Genomic DNA, 14,745 nt, shown 5'->3' with positions numbered 1-14,745 from the left:
GTGTCACGACCCGAGAATCCGGGACCAACCCGGAAGCCAATCAACGCGGCAGCGGCACGCGTGGTGGACTAGCGGGATTCGCGGTGCGCCCGGTGGGTGCCACAGTTCGGGCAGAACTTCTTCAGCTCCAGCCGATCCGGGTCGTTGCGCCGGTTCTTCTTGGTGATGTAGTTGCGGTGCTTGCACTGCTCGCAGGCCAAGGTGATCTTTGGCCGGACATCGGTGGACTTCGCGGCCACGATATTCCTTCTTTCGGGTCAACCAGATGGTCTGATCGGTCTTTGGTAGCGATGGCCGGACTTGAACCGGCGACACAACGATTATGAGTCGTTTGCTCTACCGACTGAGCTACACCGCCACGGGTCGCATTGCCTGGTGATGCCGCGCCCAACCTTGGAGATGCCGAGTCGGTCACCACCGGCAATCCGGCGAGCCCCCTAACGGAATCGAACCGTTGACCTTTTCCTTACCATGGAAACGCTCTGCCGACTGAGCTAAGGGGGCATGACTAGCTCCGCGCCGTGACCAACGTTCAGGACTCCGGCGCGGCGAAGTCTTGAACGAGGTTACACACTCACCGGTCGCACCTCCAAACCGGGTGGTCAGAGCGGTTTTTGCGGCCACCCGCGGCGGGCCGCCAGCGACTGCTCGCAGGTCGCTCGAAAAGATCAGCCACGACGCCTACCGATAATTGACGAACTGCAGCGCGATGCCGAAGTCCTCACCCTTCAGCAATGCGATCACCGCCTGCAGATCGTCGCGCTTCTTACTGGAGACGCGTAGTTCGTCACCCTGGATCTGCGCCTTGATGCCCTTGGGCCCCTCGTCACGGATCTTCTTGGAAATTTTCTTCGCATGCTCGGCGTCGATGCCCTGCACCAGTGTGCCGGTGATCTTGTAGGTCTTGCCGGAGGCCGCGGGCTCGCCGGCATCGAAGGCCTTGAGCGAGATATCGCGGCGAATCAGCTTTTCCTTGAATACGTCGAGCGCCGCCTTGACCCGCTCTTCGGCCTCGGCACTGAGCACGATCTTGTCCTCACCGGACCATTCGATACTCGCGCCGGTGCCACGGAAGTCGTAGCGGGTGTTCAGCTCCTTGTCCGCCTGATGCAGCGCGTTGTCGACCTCCTGACGGTCGACCTTGCTGACAACATCGAAAGACGAATCGGCCACACTTCGCTCCTGTCCTGGCGGTCCAACGGGTCCTGGCTGACCCTTTCGAGCGACCTGCAAGCAGTCGCCGACGACCAGATGATCCGGTCACCGTCAGTTCTACCCCGGAGCGCGACCGTAGTCCCGTCGCATGGCCGATGGCCAGCCGGTTTGCATTCAGGGTGCAGGTTCGTTGTAAGCTGCTCTGCGCGCCGAGAAGCGCGACGGCAGGTTGCCCGAGCGGCCAATGGGAGCAGACTGTAAATCTGTCGGTGAAAGCCTACGTAGGTTCGAATCCTACACCTGCCACCGAAAGCCCCCGTCGATCATCATGATCGACGGGGGCTTCTCATTTCTGCGGGCATTTATCGCTATCGAAGTGCGGCCGGGTCGGTCGCATTCAGGGTTGCCACGAGTTCGTCCTCTTCGTAACTGAAATGGGTTTCCAATTCATTTGCGAGACGGTCGAATTCGTTGCGCAACTGGGCCGCGTCGGCACTGTTCGGCAACTGTTGCAATTCGGCGAGTGCCGTGGCGACCACACCGTGCTCACGCTGCAGCCGCTCGACCACCGGAGCCAATTCGGGATGCTGGCGGACCAGCGCCGGAAAGACACCGTCCTCATTGGTGTGGTGCTCATGCAGCGCACCACAGAATGCGACAAAGTGGCTGCGCAGATCCATTGGCAGACTTGGGATTTCACTCGATTCGTCGAGCTCGTCGAGTTGCGTGCGGACCGTCGCCGACCTCCACGGTGACGGCCGGATTCCGCCGCACGTTGTAGAACCACGCCGGATGGGTGTCGGCGCCGGCGTTCGAGCCGAAGATCAGTAGACGATCGCCGTCTCGGTAGTAGACGACCGGCGTCGTGTGCTGGCGTCCGCTTTTCGCGCCGACCGTGGTCAGCAGGATGAGCGGCACCCCCTCGAACATCGCGCCGACCGACCCCGCGTTCGCGCGGAACTCCTCGATGATCGCCGCATTGAAATCCGCCGCCGAAGTCGGCTGCGCATCTGTAATGTCCCGCGTCCTTCCGGATCGCCGGGCGGACCGGCGACCGCTGGTACTAGCCTTGCCTGGGAGATTAGATTTTGCTTTGCAAGCAAAATTGCTTTGCAAGCAAAGATTATTTGGAGGTGTGCGGGATGTCAACGGGTGCGCGTGGCATCGGGGTGGACGAGGGCATTCGGAGTCTGCTGCTGCTCATGCCGCGGGTGGTGGGGCGGGCCAAGAAGATGCGCGTTCCCGAAGAGCTGCAATCGTTCTCGCTTGCTCCGCGGCATCTGTCACTGCTGGCGAATCTGGTGTTCGAGGGGCCGATGACGGTGAACGAGCTGGCTGGACGGCTGGAGGTCGCGCCGACGACCGTCAGTCTGATGGTGGGCGATCTGAGCCGTCAGGGGGTGCTGGAACGCCGCTCGGATGCGGCGGATCGCCGTCGGACTATCGTGGCCATCGCGGCGGCGCACGAGAAGTCGGTCAATGCCTGGCTCGGTGGCAGTGCGCGGGCCTGGCGGAAGGTGCTCGAGCCGTTGAACGCCGAGCAGCGGCGGATGTTCGTCGAGACGCTACGGGCCTACGAACAGGAACTCGCGGCCGAACACGATTGAGCGCGTCGGGTCCGCCGATCAGTAGTTGCGGGGCCCGCCCGCCATTTCCTCGAGACGGGCGATGCGATCGGCCATCGGGGGGTGGGTGGAGAACAGGCGTGCCGCACGCTCACCGGCCCGGAACGGGTTGGCGATCATCAGGTGCGACTGGGCCGTCAGCTGCGGCTCAGGGGGCAGCGGGGCGGCCTGTACGCCGCGCTCCAGCTTGCGCAGCGCCGAGGCCAGGGCGAGCGGATCGCCGGTCAGCTCGGCGCCGGATTGGTCGGCTTGATATTCGCGGGAGCGGGAGACCGCCAATTTGACCAGGGTCGCGGCGATCGGGCCGAGCAGCGTCACCAGGATCACGCCGAGGATATTGGGGCCCTCGCCATTGCGGTTGCCGCCGAACATCGAGGCGAAGAAGGCCAGGTTGGCCAGGCCGGAGATGACCGCGGCCAGTGCGCCCGCGATCGAGGAGATCAGAATGTCGCGGTTGTAGACGTGCGATAGCTCGTGGCCGAGTACCGCGCGTAGTTCGCGCTCGTCGAGGATCTGCAGGATGCCGCTGGTACAGCAGACGGCGGCGTGGCGCGGATTGCGTCCGGTCGCGAAGGCGTTGGGGGCGTTGGTCGGGCTGATATAGAGCCGCGGCATCGGCTGACGCGCCGTGGTCGCGAGCTCGCGCACGATGCGATAGACGACCGGGGCCTCCAGCTCACTGACCGGCTGGGCGTGCATGGCCTTGAGCGCGATCTTGTCGCTGTAGAAATAGGCGTAGGCATTCATGCCGACGGCGAGCAAGATCGCCAGGAAGAGCATCATCGGGCTGCGAAACAACGCCCCGGCGAACACGATCAAGGCCGAGAGGCCGACCATGAGCCCGAACGTCTTCAGCCCATTCGCATACCCGTGCCCGTGCATACGCCTCCTTGCCCACTCCCCCGTCCGTCGAGTGTCCTACGGCAGATCAACGATAGAGATCGGGGGCAAAGTTCCGGATGTGATCCAGTCCGGCGCGCCGGTGCGAACCATCAGCCGACGCGTTCGATGGTGTAGCGGACCAAGCGCTCGAGTGCGTCGTTGGCCGGGCCCGACGGCAGCGCGGAGAGTTCGGCGTGTGCGATATCGGCGTAGCTCTGCAGCTTCTCCTTGGCCAGCACCATGCCGCGGGAGTGGGCGAGCAGAGACAGCGCCTCCTCGACCTCGTCGTCGGTCTGCAGCGGGTGGGCCAGCAGTTTGCGCAGGCGGTCGCCCTCGGCGCCCTCGTCGCGCAGTGCGTACAGCACCGGCAGGGTGTGCACGCCCTCGCGCAGGTCGGTGCCCGGCGTTTTGCCGGATTGTTCGGCGGCCGAGGAGATGTCGATGATGTCGTCGGAGATCTGGAAGGCGGTGCCGACCGCATCGCCGAGCCGGGCCAACCGCTCGACGTGTTCGGCATCAGCGCCGGAGAAGGTGCCGCCGAAGCGTCCGGCGGCCGCGATCAGCGAGCCGGTCTTCTCCCAGACCACGCGCAGGTAATGCTCGACCGGATCCTGGGATTCGCGGGCGCCCATGGTTTCCCGCATCTGACCGGTGACCAGTTCGGCGAAGGTTTCGGCGATGATCCGCACGGCATCGGGGCCCAAAGTCGAGGTGAGCCGTGACGCGTGCGCGAAGAGATAGTCGCCGGCGAGGATGGCGATGCTGTTGCCCCAGCGCGAATTCACGCTCGGGGCGCCGCGGCGCATCGGGGCCTCGTCCATCACGTCGTCGTGGTAGAGGGTCGCCAGGTGCACCAGTTCGACCACGGTGCCCGCCGTGATCAGCGCCGGATCGGTGGGGCGCGGACCGAGCTGGCCGGTGAGGATGGTGAACAGCGGGCGGAATCGCTTGCCCCCGGCCTTGGCCAGATGCAGCGCCGCCTCCTGTAGGAACAGCTCGCCGTCGGACAGCTCATCGATCAGGAGTTTTTCGACATCGATGAGGCCATTGCGCACGGTCTCCGCGAGCTCGGTATCACCGAGATCGACTCCGGCCACCACCGTGCTCTCATCACTCACAGCCGATGTGCTCATCTCTTCTCCCAGCGATGCGTCCGACCCCACGGTAGAGAACCTAGCGTGTCCCCGCCGCGCGGCCCATGAACACCGTCACTATGCGGTGTATCAGACACTTTTCCATATCGTTTTCCGACCTCATCGATCGCATGGTCTGCGCCACGGGCAGGCTCCATCGACACGAACCGAATGCTCCTGCGAGTATTGAGCGCATGGGTTCACCGGATGTCACCCCCGTCGGCGGGGACGGGGAGACGCAGAGCGCGATTCCCACACAGACCGAAGTGCTCGTGGTCGGTGCCGGGCCGGCCGGATCGGCCGCCGCCGCCTGGGCCGCGCGGGCCGGTCGCGATGTCCTGCTCATCGATTCCGCCGTCTTCCCACGTGACAAGACCTGCGGCGATGGACTCACCCCCCGTGCGACCGCCGAATTGGAGCACCTCGGGCTCGGCGACTGGCTGCGCGCGCACACCGTGAACCACGGCCTGCGGCTGACGGGTTTCGGCCGCGAGGCGCTGCTGCCGTGGCCGGGCGGTTCCTTCCCAACGTATGGAAGTGCCGTTCCCCGAACCGAACTCGACGACAAGCTGCGTGAGACAGCTGTGAAGTCCGGGGCCAGGATGCTGGATGGCACGAAAGTGATCGATGTCATCCGGGAGGGTGTTCGCGTCACGGGTGTGACGGTGAAGACGGCGGAGGGCACCCGTTCGATCGGATGCAGGACGCTCATCGTCGCCGACGGTGTCCGCTCCCCGATCGGCAAACTGCTCGGACGAACCTGGCATCGGCAGTACGCCTATGGCACCGCGGCCCGCGCCTACATCAAATCCGCGCGCAGCGACGACCAGTGGATCACTTCGCATCTGGAGCTGCGCAATGCCGATGGCGACTTGGTGCCCGGCTACGGCTGGGTGTTCCCGCTGGGCAATGGCGAGGTGAATATCGGCGTCGGCTCGCTGGCCACCGAGCAGCGGCCCTCGCATATCGCGCTGAAACCGCTACTGGAGCACTACACCTCGTTGCGCCGCGAGGAGTGGCAGTTCGAGGGTTCGCTGCGGGCGCTCGCGTCCGCACTGCTGCCGATGGGCGGGGCGGTGTCGAATGTCGCGGGGCGCAATTGGGTGCTGATCGGCGATGCCGCGGGCTGTGTGAATCCGCTCAACGGCGAGGGCATCGACTACGGACTGGAGGGCGGGCACATGCTCGCCGAACTGCTGGACGAACCGGATCTCACGAAGGTGTGGCCGGAGCTCTTACGCACCCGCTACGGTCGGACGTTCTCGGTGGCGCGGCGGATCGCCGGTCTGGCGACCCACCCCAGGATGGTGCCGATGGGCGGGCCGCCGGTGATGCGGTCGAAGTATCTGCAGCGCACCGCGGTTCGAGTGATGGGGAATCTGGTCACCGACGAGGATCTGGATCTGACGGCCAGGGCTTGGCGGGCCGCGGGCCGGGCGTCCTACCGCTTCGACCAACTCGCACCCTTCACCTGAGATGACCGGATTACCCGCGCTCTACCTACTTCCGCATCTGCGGCGGGCGCGGGATCTTGCGGACCGGAACTATGCCGAGCCGTTGAATCTGGACGAATTGGCCGCCGCCGCAGGGGTTTCGAAGTATCACTTCCTGCGCGCCTTCGCGGCCGTATACGGCGTGACGCCCGCGGCATATCTGGCGCAGCGACGGATCGAGCGGGCACAGGACTATCTGCGGGCCACCAACCTCACCGTGACCGAGGTCTGCATGCTGGTCGGGTACAGCAGTCTCGGGTCGTTCAGCAGTAAGTTCCGGCAATTGGTCGGGGTGACGCCGTCGGAGTATCAAGCCAAATTCGCGGATGGCGCGCCACGGATTCCCGGCTGTTATGTGTTCATGCACGGGCTGTCGGATCGCAAGCCGCGGGGCTGAGTGCTCAGCGGTTCGCACAACTCAGCAATTTCGGAGAAGCGCCCAGGTCGACGGGCTTCCTAGCCTTTGGGCATGACTATTACCAATGTCTCGCTGGTCACCGTGTATGTCACCGACCAGGACGCGGCCAAGCAGTGGTACACGGAAAAGCTGGGGTTCGTCGAGACCAGCGATGTGACGATGGGCGACAACGGATTCCGCTGGGTCAGCGTGGCACATCCCGATCATCCCGAACTCGAAATCACCCTGATGATTCCGGGACCGCCGCTGGATGACAATCTCGCCGACGCCATCCGCCGGGCCCTGGCCAATGGCACCAACGGCGCGCTCGGCCTGAAGACCGACGACTGCCAGAAGACCTTCGAGGAATTGACCGCCAAGGGCGTGGAGTTCATCCAGCCGCCTGCCGAACGACCCTATGGCACCGAGGCGATCATCCGGGACAACTCCGGCAACTGGCTGGTGCTGGTGGAGCCCAAGGAATTCAGCCCGGAGGATTTCGCCTAGCCGATGAGCCCGGCACGCCCCGGCGAAAGCCGGGACGTTCGGAACGGGTCAGGCGCTCGCCTGCGCGGCGACCCACTCCTCGATATGTTTGCGCTCGCTCTCGAGCACCCGATGATGCAGCTGTTCGGCCAGCGGTTCGATGGCACCGCCGACCAACCGGACCTTGACCCGCACGGTGCCGACGACCTCGATCTCGGATCCCTCGACAGTCGGGCGCAGTTCGTAGGTGCCCGACATTTCGCTGCTGATGCCGCCGGTGGCGCCCTCGAAAGTACCCTTGGCGATTTCGCCGTCCAATGGCTGCCAGTTGTCGGTGCGCGAGAGCACCAGTTCGCTCTTGAGTATCTTGCTCACGATGCCGGGAACCTTGTCATCGCTTGCCTTTTCGGTCATATGTATGCGGATGGTGCCCGTGCCCTGCGGATGCGAGAGATCGAGGGTGGCAGTCGGCGAACCGGCGAACCGGGACTGCCAGACGTCATCGGTGGTGAGTGCCCGGTGAAGATCTTCGACCGGGACGGTGTAGGGCACGGTGAAGCTGAATTTTCGGGACATGGGCGCAAACGGTATCGGAGGTGGCAAGTAGCCTGTTGTGGTGTCGGAAACCAGCCAGTCTGAAAGGCGTTCGAACCGCCTGCGGCGGGCCAGGATCGGGGTACTGACGGCGGCCGTCTTCCTCAGCGCCCTTGTCGTGCTGCTGGTGCTGGCCGCCTGGCGCAACGACTATCTGATCAGCTCCGACAAGGGTGTGACCTCCGCCGAGGTGCTCTCGGCCGGGCGGCTGCGTTCGGCGGTCATCTATGTCACACCGGACGGAAAGACGCACAATCCCAAGGTCGGGGTGCTGTATCCGACCAACCTCACCGCTGGTGAGCGGATCAATGTGGAGTACAGCCGCAAGGATCCGGATCTGGTCCGGGTGGCCGGACGTGACGTGCGGGTCGCGATTCAGCCCGCGCTGTCGGTGATCCTGGTGGTGTGGGCGGTCGCGCTGCCCGTGATGTGGCTGCTGCTGCGGGCACAGCGCCGTACGCCTGGCCCGGTGAACGGACCTCGCGCGGCGGCCGGCGCCGCCTGAGGCGAGCAGCCCCGACAGTTCGCCGGATCTTTGCGTATCGGTCATTTCGACGTGACGGCGTGGCGCGTTGCACGGGTCAACCTGAGATGGTGCGAGTAGCCATCGTTTCGGAGTCGTTCCTGCCGAATATGAACGGCGTCGTCAATTCCGTGCTCCGGGTGCTGGACCACCTGGACCAGCACGGGCACGAGGCGCTGCTGATCGCGCCGGATACGCCGCACGGGCTGCCCGCCGCGCCACGGGTCTACAAAAGGTTCCCGGTGCATCTGGTACCAGCGGTGATGGTGCCGAAGGTCAGCTCGCTGCCGGTGGGCCTGCCGCAGCCCGGGATCACCGCCGCGATCGACGAATTCGATGCCGATGTGGTGCATCTGGCCTCGCCCTTCCTGCTCGGCGCGGGTGGTCTCGGTGCGGCGATGCGGTTGGATCTGCCGACGGTCGCGATCTATCAGACCGATGTGGCCGGATTCGCGAAGAGTTATGGGCTCGGACTGGCCAGTCGAGCGGCTTGGGCCTGGACGCGACGGATTCACGAGGGCGCGACACGGACGCTGGCACCGTCTCGCGCGGCGGCCGAGGATCTGGGGCGGCACGGTATTCCGCGGGTGCACCGCTGGGGCCGCGGTGTCGATATCGGCCGGTTCACGCCGTCGGCGAAGCTGCCGGAGCTGCGGGCCTCCTGGCTGCGCGGGCAGGACAAGCTGCTGGTTGGGTTTGTCGGGCGGCTGGCTCCGGAGAAGCATGTGGAACGGCTGGCGGTGCTGGCGAGCGATCCGGCGATCCAGCTGGTGATCGTCGGGGACGGGCCGGAGCGGGCCCGGTTGGCGCGGATGATGCCCACCGCGATCTTCACCGGTGAGCTCGGTGGTGACGAGCTGGCGCAGGCCTACGCGAGCCTGGATGTGATGGTGCACGCGGGTGAACACGAGACGTTCTGTCAGGGTGTGCAAGAAGCCCTGGCCGCCGGGGTTCCGGTGATCGGGCCGGACGCGGGCGGACCGCGCGATCTGATCGCGCACTGCCGCAACGGCTACCTGCTGCCGGTGGATCGCTTCGCCGAGCTGTTACCCAGTGCGGTTGCGGCGCTTCGTGATCCAGTACTGCGGGCGCGATTCGCCGCGGCCGCTCGCAAGTCGGTGCTGCACCGGACCTGGCCCGCCATCTGCACCGAACTGATGGGCCACTACGCCGACGTCACGGGGATTCGGACGCAGTTGCCGCATACCGCATAACTCGTCTGTGAGTTTCGCGACCTCCGAAAACCGATTACGGGGTGTGACCATGGAAAAGCCCGGCGCGTCCGATGGTGACACGGATTGTCTGGGCCAGTTCGGCGCGGGAGTCTCGCCCGGCATGTGTTACGCGCGGTAGGTTCGGGGCGTGGCGAAAACAGAGCAGCGGGAACCGGTTCGGGCTTCGCTGGACAAGCAGCCGCACGAGGTCGCGTCGATGTTCGACGGGGTCGCGAAGCGGTACGACCTGACCAACACCGTCATCTCGTTGGGACAGGACCGATATTGGCGCTGGGCGGTGCGCAAGGCAGTTGCGCCGCGGCCGGGTGAGCGCGTGCTCGACCTCGCCGCGGGCACCGGCATTTCGACGCTGGACCTGGCGAAATCCGGTGCCTGGTGCCTGGCGGCCGACTTCTCCCAGGGCATGCTCGCCGCGGGCAAATTCCGCAATGTGCCGATGGTGGCCGCCGATGCGACCGCACTGCCCTTCGCCGACGATTCGTTCGACGCGGTGACCATCTCCTACGGTCTGCGCAATATCTCCGAGACCGATGCCGCGCTGCGCGAGATGCTGCGGGTCACCAAACCGGGCGGGCGGATGGTGATCTGCGAGTTCTCCACGCCGATCGTGCCGATCTTCAGCACGATCTATCTGGAGTACCTGATGAAGGCGCTGCCGAAGGTCGCGGTGGCGGTGAGCAGTAATCCGGATGCCTACGTCTACCTCGCCGAATCCATCCGAGCCTGGCCGAATCAGCGGCAGTTGGCGCTGCGAATCGCCGATGCGGGCTGGTCGTCGGTGAAATGGCGCAATCTGACCGGCGGGATCGTCGCACTGCACCGCGCTTACAAATTGGGCTGACCGCCGAATCGAGCTGAGCCCCTGGTCGCGGCATATTTTCGTGGCGTAGGCCACACCTCACGGGGGAAATTTGCTGCGGCGAGGTTAATTGTCATCTGTCGATAACGTTGGGTAAATCGGCCGCAATCGGCGGTGCGCATGATCGGTGGCATGACCGATGCGGGCACCGATCGCGCGAGCACCGCCAGAACGGCGTGCTCGTACTGCGGCGTCGGCTGCGGCATCGTCGTCGAGACCCGCGCGGGTGCGGACGGTGCGCCGGTCATCGCCAAGGTCCGCGGTGACAAACTGCATCCGACGAATGCGGGCCGGCTGTGCACCAAGGGCGCGACCCACCAGGAGTTGATGGCGGCGCCGGGGCGGATGGAGACCGCGTACCGGCGGCCCGAACGCGGTCAGGTGCCCGTGCCGGTGCCTGTCGACGAGGCGGTGCACGAGGTGGCCACCCGGCTGCGGGCGATCCTGGACGAACACGGACCGGACGCCATCGCGCTATATGTCTCCGGGCAGATGTCGCTCGAGGCGCAGTACCTGGCGACCAAGTTGGCCAAGGGGTATCTGCGGACCAAGCACATCGAGGCCAATTCCCGGCTGTGCATGGCCAGCGCCGGGACCGGCTACAAGCAGTCGCTCGGCGCGGACGGGCCGCCCGGCTCCTACGACGACTTCGAACACGCCGACCTGTTCTTCGTGACCGGCGCGAATATGGCCGACTGCCATCCGATCCTCTATCTGCGCATGATCGACCGGGTCAAAGCGGGGGCAAAGCTGATCGTGGTGGATCCGCGGCGCACCGATACCGCGGCGCGGGCCGATCTGTTCCTGCAGATCGCGCCGGGTACCGATCTCGCCCTGCTGAACGGGCTACTGCACCTGCTCGTCGAAAACGGTGATATCGACTCGGACTTCATCGCCGAGCACACCGAGGGATGGGCGGCGATGCCCGAATTCCTCGCCGATTACCCGCCGGACCAGGTCGCCGCGATCACCGGGCTGGCCGAGAACGATATCCGAACAGCCGCGCGCTGGATCGGCGAAGCCGGTGAATGGATGTCGCTATGGACCATGGGACTCAACCAGTCCACCCACGGCACCTGGAACACCAACGCGCTCTGCAACCTGCACCTGGCCACCGGGGCTATCTGTCGTCCCGGCAGCGGGCCGTTCTCGCTGACCGGTCAGCCGAATGCCATGGGCGGGCGCGAAATGGGTTATATGGGTCCGGGTTTGCCCGGGCAGCGCAGCCTGCTCTCCCCCACCGACCGCAGCTTCGTGGAGACCGCATGGGGCGTCGAGCCGGGCACGCTGCGCACCGAAGCCGGACCGGGCACGATCGAGATGTTCCGCGAGCTGTCCGAGGGGCAGATCAAAGCGGCCTGGATCATCTGCACCAATCCCGTTGCCACCGTCGCCAATCGGAAGACGGTGATCGGCGGCCTGGAGGCGGCCGAGCTGGTCATCGTGCAGGACGCCTACACCGATACGGCCACCAACTCCTACGCCGACATACTGCTGCCCGCCACGCTGTGGGCCGAAGCCGATGCGGTGATGGTGAATTCGGAGCGCAATGTCACGTTGCTGCAGCGCTCGGTGGATCCGATCGGCGATGCCCGGCCGGACTGGTTGCTGATCGCGCAGGTCGCCACCGCGATGGGCTTCGCGGGTTTCGAATACGCCTCCAGTGCCGAGGTTTTCGACGAGATCAAGCAGTTCGCCAATCCGGCCACCGGATACGACCTGCGTGGCATGAGCTATGAGCGGTTGCGCGAGGGGCCGATGCAGTGGCCGTGCGCCGAGCCCGGCCGCGCGCGCAACCCGATCCGCTACCGCAATGACGGTGTCAGCCAGGAACTTTTCGTCGACGAGGCCGGGCACCAGCCCCGGTTGTCCTTCGCGACGCCGAGCCGTCGCGCGGTGTTCTGGCCGCGCCCGCATCTGGCGCCGGAGGAAATGCCCGACGCCGACTACCCGTTCATGCTCAATACCGGCCGCCTGCAGCATCAGTGGCACACCATGACCAAGACCGGCAAGATCGACAAGCTGACCAAATTGACCGGCCGGCCGTTCGTCGAGGTGCATCCCGAGGATGCCGAGCGGATCGGGGCCGAGGCGGGTGACCAGCTCGAAATCGCCTCCCGGCGTGGTCGAGCAGTGCTGCCGGTGCAGATCAGCGACCGGGTGCGGCCCGGTGATTGCTTCGCGCCGTTCCATTGGAATGACGAGCAGGGCGAATATCTGACGATCAATGCCGTGACCAATGACGCCGTGGACCCGGACTCGTTGCAGCCCGAATTCAAGGCCTGCGCGGTGTCGTTGCGGCGGGTCGCGGTGATGCCGAAAGCGGCCGAAAGCCCATCGGCGAGAGTGCCGGAAACGGCCGCGAACCATGGTTCACACCCGCTGGCGGTCATGCTGGGGCTCGACGCGGGCACAGCGCCGACGCTCAGTGAGACCGAGCGGATCTATCTCGCCGGATATCTCTCGGCGCTGCAATCCCTTCCGGTGACCGGTCAGCCGGTGCTGCCCGAATCCGCGCCGCTGGCCAAGAACAGTCGGCTGTGGATCGACGGACTGTTGGCCGGTATGTATTCGCGAAGCGCGGCAACAGAATCCGCGTCCATCGATCATGTTCCCGACGAACCGACCCGGCCGATCACCGTGCTGTGGGCCTCACAGACCGGAACCGCCGAAGAGTTCGCGGCGACGACGGCCGCTCGCCTGGCCGAATCCGGTTTCGCGCCGCGGCTGCTCGATATGGACTCGTGCGAGCTGCACGAACTCACCGGCGATGTGCTGGTGATCAGCAGCACCTTCGGCGACGGCGGACCGCCGGATAACGGCACCGACTTCTGGGAACGCCTGGACGACAGCGTGTTCCGATTGACCGGCATGCGGTACGCGGTGTTCGCACTCGGCGACTCCTCCTATGACGACTTCTGCGGCCACGGTCGCAAACTGGACGCGAAACTGACCGAACGCGGGGCCACCCGTCTGCTCGCACGCGTCGACAGCGAACCCGATTACGAGGAAGCGGCGGCGCGCTGGCTCGACGAGGTGCTCGCCGCACTTGACGGCGGTGCGCCCCAGACGAGTCCTTCCGATCCCGGCGTAGCCCGGATACTCGAGCGCTCCACCGGCGGCACGATGGTGCTGACCCGCACCGCACCGGCCGTTGGGACCCAGACCGCCGGACCGGCGTCGTTCACCCGCAACGCGCCGGTGACCGCACCGCTGGTGCGCAATGAGCCGCTGTCGCATGCCGGATCGCCGAAAGAAGTGCGCCAGTTCGGCTTCGACCTGCGCGGACTGAAAGCGAATTACGAGGTCGGCGATTCGCTCGGGGTTTGGCCTGCGAATGCCGAGTCGATGGTGGCCGAATGGCTCGGCGCGACCGGGCTGGACGGCCGTCGCGTCATCGAACTCGACAACCAGGAATTGTCGCTGGCCCAGGCGCTGCGGACCCGCTTCGACATCACGAAGGTCAGCCACGATCTGCTCACCTTCATCGCCGAACGCAATCCCGACAACCGCCTGGCGAAACTGCTGCGCCGCGATAATCGCAATGAACTCGACAACTACCTGTGGGACCGGCAGGCGGTCGACGTGCTGCGCGAGTTCCCGGTGCGCGCCGATCTCGTCGAATGGCTCGGCACGCTGAAAAAGCTGCAGCCGCGCCAGTATTCGATTTCGTCGAGTCCGCTGGTCAGTCCCGACGAGGTGCAGCTCACCGTGGGTGTCGTCCGGTACGGCGATCCGGCCGCGACCGGATCCGCCGCGCGGCGCGGTGGGGTGTGCTCGACCTTCCTCGCCGACCGCGCCGACGCCGCCGAATCCGCGGTGCCGATCTTCCTGCAGCGCGCCCCGCACTTCCGGCCGCCGCTCGATCCGACCGCGCCGATGATCATGGTCGGCCCCGGCACCGGCATCGCGCCCTTCCGCGGCTTCCTGCAGGAACGCCGTGCCCTCGGCTGCGGCGGCCGCAACTGGTTGTTCTTCGGCGATCAGCATGCCGCCCAGAATTTCTACTACCGAGCGGAATTGGAGGATATGTTCCGCTCGGGCTTCCTCACCCGACTCGATCTGGCCTTCTCCCGCGACCAGCGTGAGCGGATCTACGTGCAGCACCGGATGATCGAACACGGCGCCGAGCTGTGGTCCTGGCTGCGCGACGGCGCGCACTTCTATGTGTGCGGTGATGCGGCACGCATGGCCAAGGATGTCGACGACACCCTGCTGGCCATTGCCAGGATCCACGGCAAGCTCGACGAGGACGGGGCGCTGGCGTTCCGGAAGCAGTTGGTTGCCGAGAAGCGCTACGTTCGTGACGTGTACTGAGGGTGGTTGCCTCAGCACCCGATCCCGCGGGTTCTGAGGAGGAATG

15 protein-coding genes and 3 tRNA genes are annotated in these 14,745 nt (G+C 65.6%); 9 read left to right on the top strand and 9 right to left on the bottom strand.

The genetic code is table 11. From position 1 onward, the window contains the following. Positions 1-68 precede the first annotated feature (68 nt). From rpmG to ACZ60G_RS18495, 4 genes are all read right to left on the bottom strand, one after another. Entirely contained in the window at positions 69-239 is a 171-nt protein-coding gene (gene rpmG, locus ACZ60G_RS18510) for a 50S ribosomal protein L33 (protein WP_011211653.1), read from the bottom strand. A gap of 43 nt (positions 240-282) precedes the next feature. After that, positions 283-358, bottom strand: a tRNA-Met gene (locus ACZ60G_RS18505). Between the two features lie 73 nt (positions 359-431). Beyond that, positions 432-504, bottom strand: a tRNA-Thr gene (locus ACZ60G_RS18500). 177 nt (positions 505-681) lie between these two features. Continuing rightward, positions 682-1,173, bottom strand: coding sequence for a YajQ family cyclic di-GMP-binding protein (locus ACZ60G_RS18495; RefSeq protein WP_465811290.1), 492 nt, complete (start codon positions 1,171-1,173; stop codon positions 682-684). Between the two features lie 205 nt (positions 1,174-1,378). On the opposite strand from ACZ60G_RS18495, the gene ACZ60G_RS18490 reads away from it, so the two are divergent. Then, a tRNA-Tyr gene (locus ACZ60G_RS18490) sits at positions 1,379-1,461 on the top strand. A gap of 62 nt (positions 1,462-1,523) precedes the next feature. Here the strand turns inward: ACZ60G_RS18490 and ACZ60G_RS18485 are convergent. Both ACZ60G_RS18485 and ACZ60G_RS18480 read right to left on the bottom strand, forming a co-directional pair. Then, entirely contained in the window at positions 1,524-1,835 is a 312-nt protein-coding gene (locus tag ACZ60G_RS18485; RefSeq protein WP_465811289.1) for a hemerythrin domain-containing protein, read from the bottom strand. A 16-nt stretch (positions 1,836-1,851) separates the two neighbouring features. Next, on the bottom strand, positions 1,852-2,271 hold the full coding sequence (locus tag ACZ60G_RS18480) for a nitroreductase/quinone reductase family protein (protein ID WP_465811383.1): 420 nt from the start codon (positions 2,269-2,271) through the stop codon (positions 1,852-1,854). A 26-nt stretch (positions 2,272-2,297) separates the two neighbouring features. Here ACZ60G_RS18480 and ACZ60G_RS18475 point away from each other — a divergent pair, with 26 nt between their 5' ends. Beyond that, complete coding sequence (locus tag ACZ60G_RS18475; RefSeq protein ID WP_465811288.1) at positions 2,298-2,762, top strand: MarR family transcriptional regulator; 465 nt, start codon at positions 2,298-2,300, stop codon at positions 2,760-2,762. A gap of 18 nt (positions 2,763-2,780) precedes the next feature. On the opposite strand, the gene htpX is transcribed toward ACZ60G_RS18475, so the two are convergent. Then, positions 2,781-3,662 carry a zinc metalloprotease HtpX gene (gene htpX, locus ACZ60G_RS18470; RefSeq protein WP_465811287.1) on the bottom strand — a complete coding sequence of 294 codons (882 nt, stop codon included), beginning with the start codon at positions 3,660-3,662 and terminating at the stop codon, positions 2,781-2,783. 110 nt (positions 3,663-3,772) lie between these two features. After that, positions 3,773-4,795, bottom strand: coding sequence for a polyprenyl synthetase family protein (locus tag ACZ60G_RS18465; protein WP_327094004.1), 1,023 nt, complete (start codon positions 4,793-4,795; stop codon positions 3,773-3,775). Between the two features lie 194 nt (positions 4,796-4,989). Between ACZ60G_RS18465 and ACZ60G_RS18460 the strand changes: the two genes are divergently transcribed. From ACZ60G_RS18460 to ACZ60G_RS18450, 3 genes are all read left to right on the top strand, one after another. Further along, entirely contained in the window at positions 4,990-6,270 is a 1,281-nt protein-coding gene (locus ACZ60G_RS18460) for a geranylgeranyl reductase family protein (RefSeq protein ID WP_465811286.1), read from the top strand. A gap of 1 nt (position 6,271) precedes the next feature. Further along, positions 6,272-6,685: a helix-turn-helix transcriptional regulator gene (locus ACZ60G_RS18455; protein WP_364389587.1), complete on the top strand. Its 414-nt coding sequence runs from the start codon at positions 6,272-6,274 to the stop codon at positions 6,683-6,685. A gap of 72 nt (positions 6,686-6,757) precedes the next feature. After that, positions 6,758-7,192, top strand: coding sequence for a VOC family protein (locus ACZ60G_RS18450; RefSeq protein ID WP_063045424.1), 435 nt, complete (start codon positions 6,758-6,760; stop codon positions 7,190-7,192). A gap of 48 nt (positions 7,193-7,240) precedes the next feature. On the opposite strand, the gene ACZ60G_RS18445 is transcribed toward ACZ60G_RS18450, so the two are convergent. Beyond that, the gene (locus tag ACZ60G_RS18445) at positions 7,241-7,747 is read right to left on the bottom strand and encodes a DUF2505 domain-containing protein (RefSeq protein WP_465811285.1); all 507 of its coding nucleotides are present in this window, start codon (positions 7,745-7,747) and stop codon (positions 7,241-7,243) included. A 40-nt stretch (positions 7,748-7,787) separates the two neighbouring features. Between ACZ60G_RS18445 and ACZ60G_RS18440 the strand changes: the two genes are divergently transcribed. From ACZ60G_RS18440 to ACZ60G_RS18425, 4 genes are all read left to right on the top strand, one after another. Then, a complete protein-coding gene (locus ACZ60G_RS18440) occupies positions 7,788-8,270 on the top strand; it encodes a DUF3592 domain-containing protein (protein WP_465811284.1) in 483 nt (160 codons plus the stop codon). Positions 8,271-8,359: 89 nt separating this feature from the next. Further along, positions 8,360-9,502 carry a glycosyltransferase family 4 protein gene (locus tag ACZ60G_RS18435; RefSeq protein WP_465811283.1) on the top strand — a complete coding sequence of 381 codons (1,143 nt, stop codon included), beginning with the start codon at positions 8,360-8,362 and terminating at the stop codon, positions 9,500-9,502. 148 nt (positions 9,503-9,650) lie between these two features. Then, entirely contained in the window at positions 9,651-10,364 is a 714-nt protein-coding gene (locus ACZ60G_RS18430) for a demethylmenaquinone methyltransferase (protein WP_387294381.1), read from the top strand. Positions 10,365-10,514: 150 nt separating this feature from the next. Further along, positions 10,515-14,699, top strand: a complete 4,185-nt coding sequence (locus ACZ60G_RS18425) for a molybdopterin-dependent oxidoreductase (protein WP_465811282.1) — start codon at positions 10,515-10,517, stop codon at positions 14,697-14,699. Positions 14,700-14,745 lie beyond the last annotated feature (46 nt).

It is taken from the genome of Nocardia sp. NPDC102475 (assembly GCF_055584605.1).
The sequence above is the reverse complement of the archived record's forward strand: the minus strand, read 5'-3'. Positions and strand labels throughout refer to the sequence as shown.

Bases quoted from the DNA above. Each gene is read 5' to 3' on its own strand.
- ACZ60G_RS18485 (WP_465811289.1), bottom strand. From the start codon at position 1,835: ATGGATCTGCGCAGCCACTTTGTCGCATTCTGTGGTGCGCTGCATGAG.
- ACZ60G_RS18475 (WP_465811288.1), top strand. From the start codon at position 2,298: ATGTCAACGGGTGCGCGTGGCATCGGGGTGGACGAGGGCATTCGGAGT.
- htpX (WP_465811287.1), bottom strand. From the start codon at position 3,662: ATGCACGGGCACGGGTATGCGAATGGGCTGAAGACGTTCGGGCTCATG.
- ACZ60G_RS18465 (WP_327094004.1), bottom strand. From the start codon at position 4,795: ATGAGCACATCGGCTGTGAGTGATGAGAGCACGGTGGTGGCCGGAGTC.
- ACZ60G_RS18460 (WP_465811286.1), top strand. From the start codon at position 4,990: ATGGGTTCACCGGATGTCACCCCCGTCGGCGGGGACGGGGAGACGCAG.
- ACZ60G_RS18455 (WP_364389587.1), top strand. From the start codon at position 6,272: ATGACCGGATTACCCGCGCTCTACCTACTTCCGCATCTGCGGCGGGCG.
- ACZ60G_RS18450 (WP_063045424.1), top strand. From the start codon at position 6,758: ATGACTATTACCAATGTCTCGCTGGTCACCGTGTATGTCACCGACCAG.
- ACZ60G_RS18445 (WP_465811285.1), bottom strand. From the start codon at position 7,747: ATGTCCCGAAAATTCAGCTTCACCGTGCCCTACACCGTCCCGGTCGAA.
- ACZ60G_RS18425 (WP_465811282.1), top strand. From the start codon at position 10,515: ATGACCGATGCGGGCACCGATCGCGCGAGCACCGCCAGAACGGCGTGC.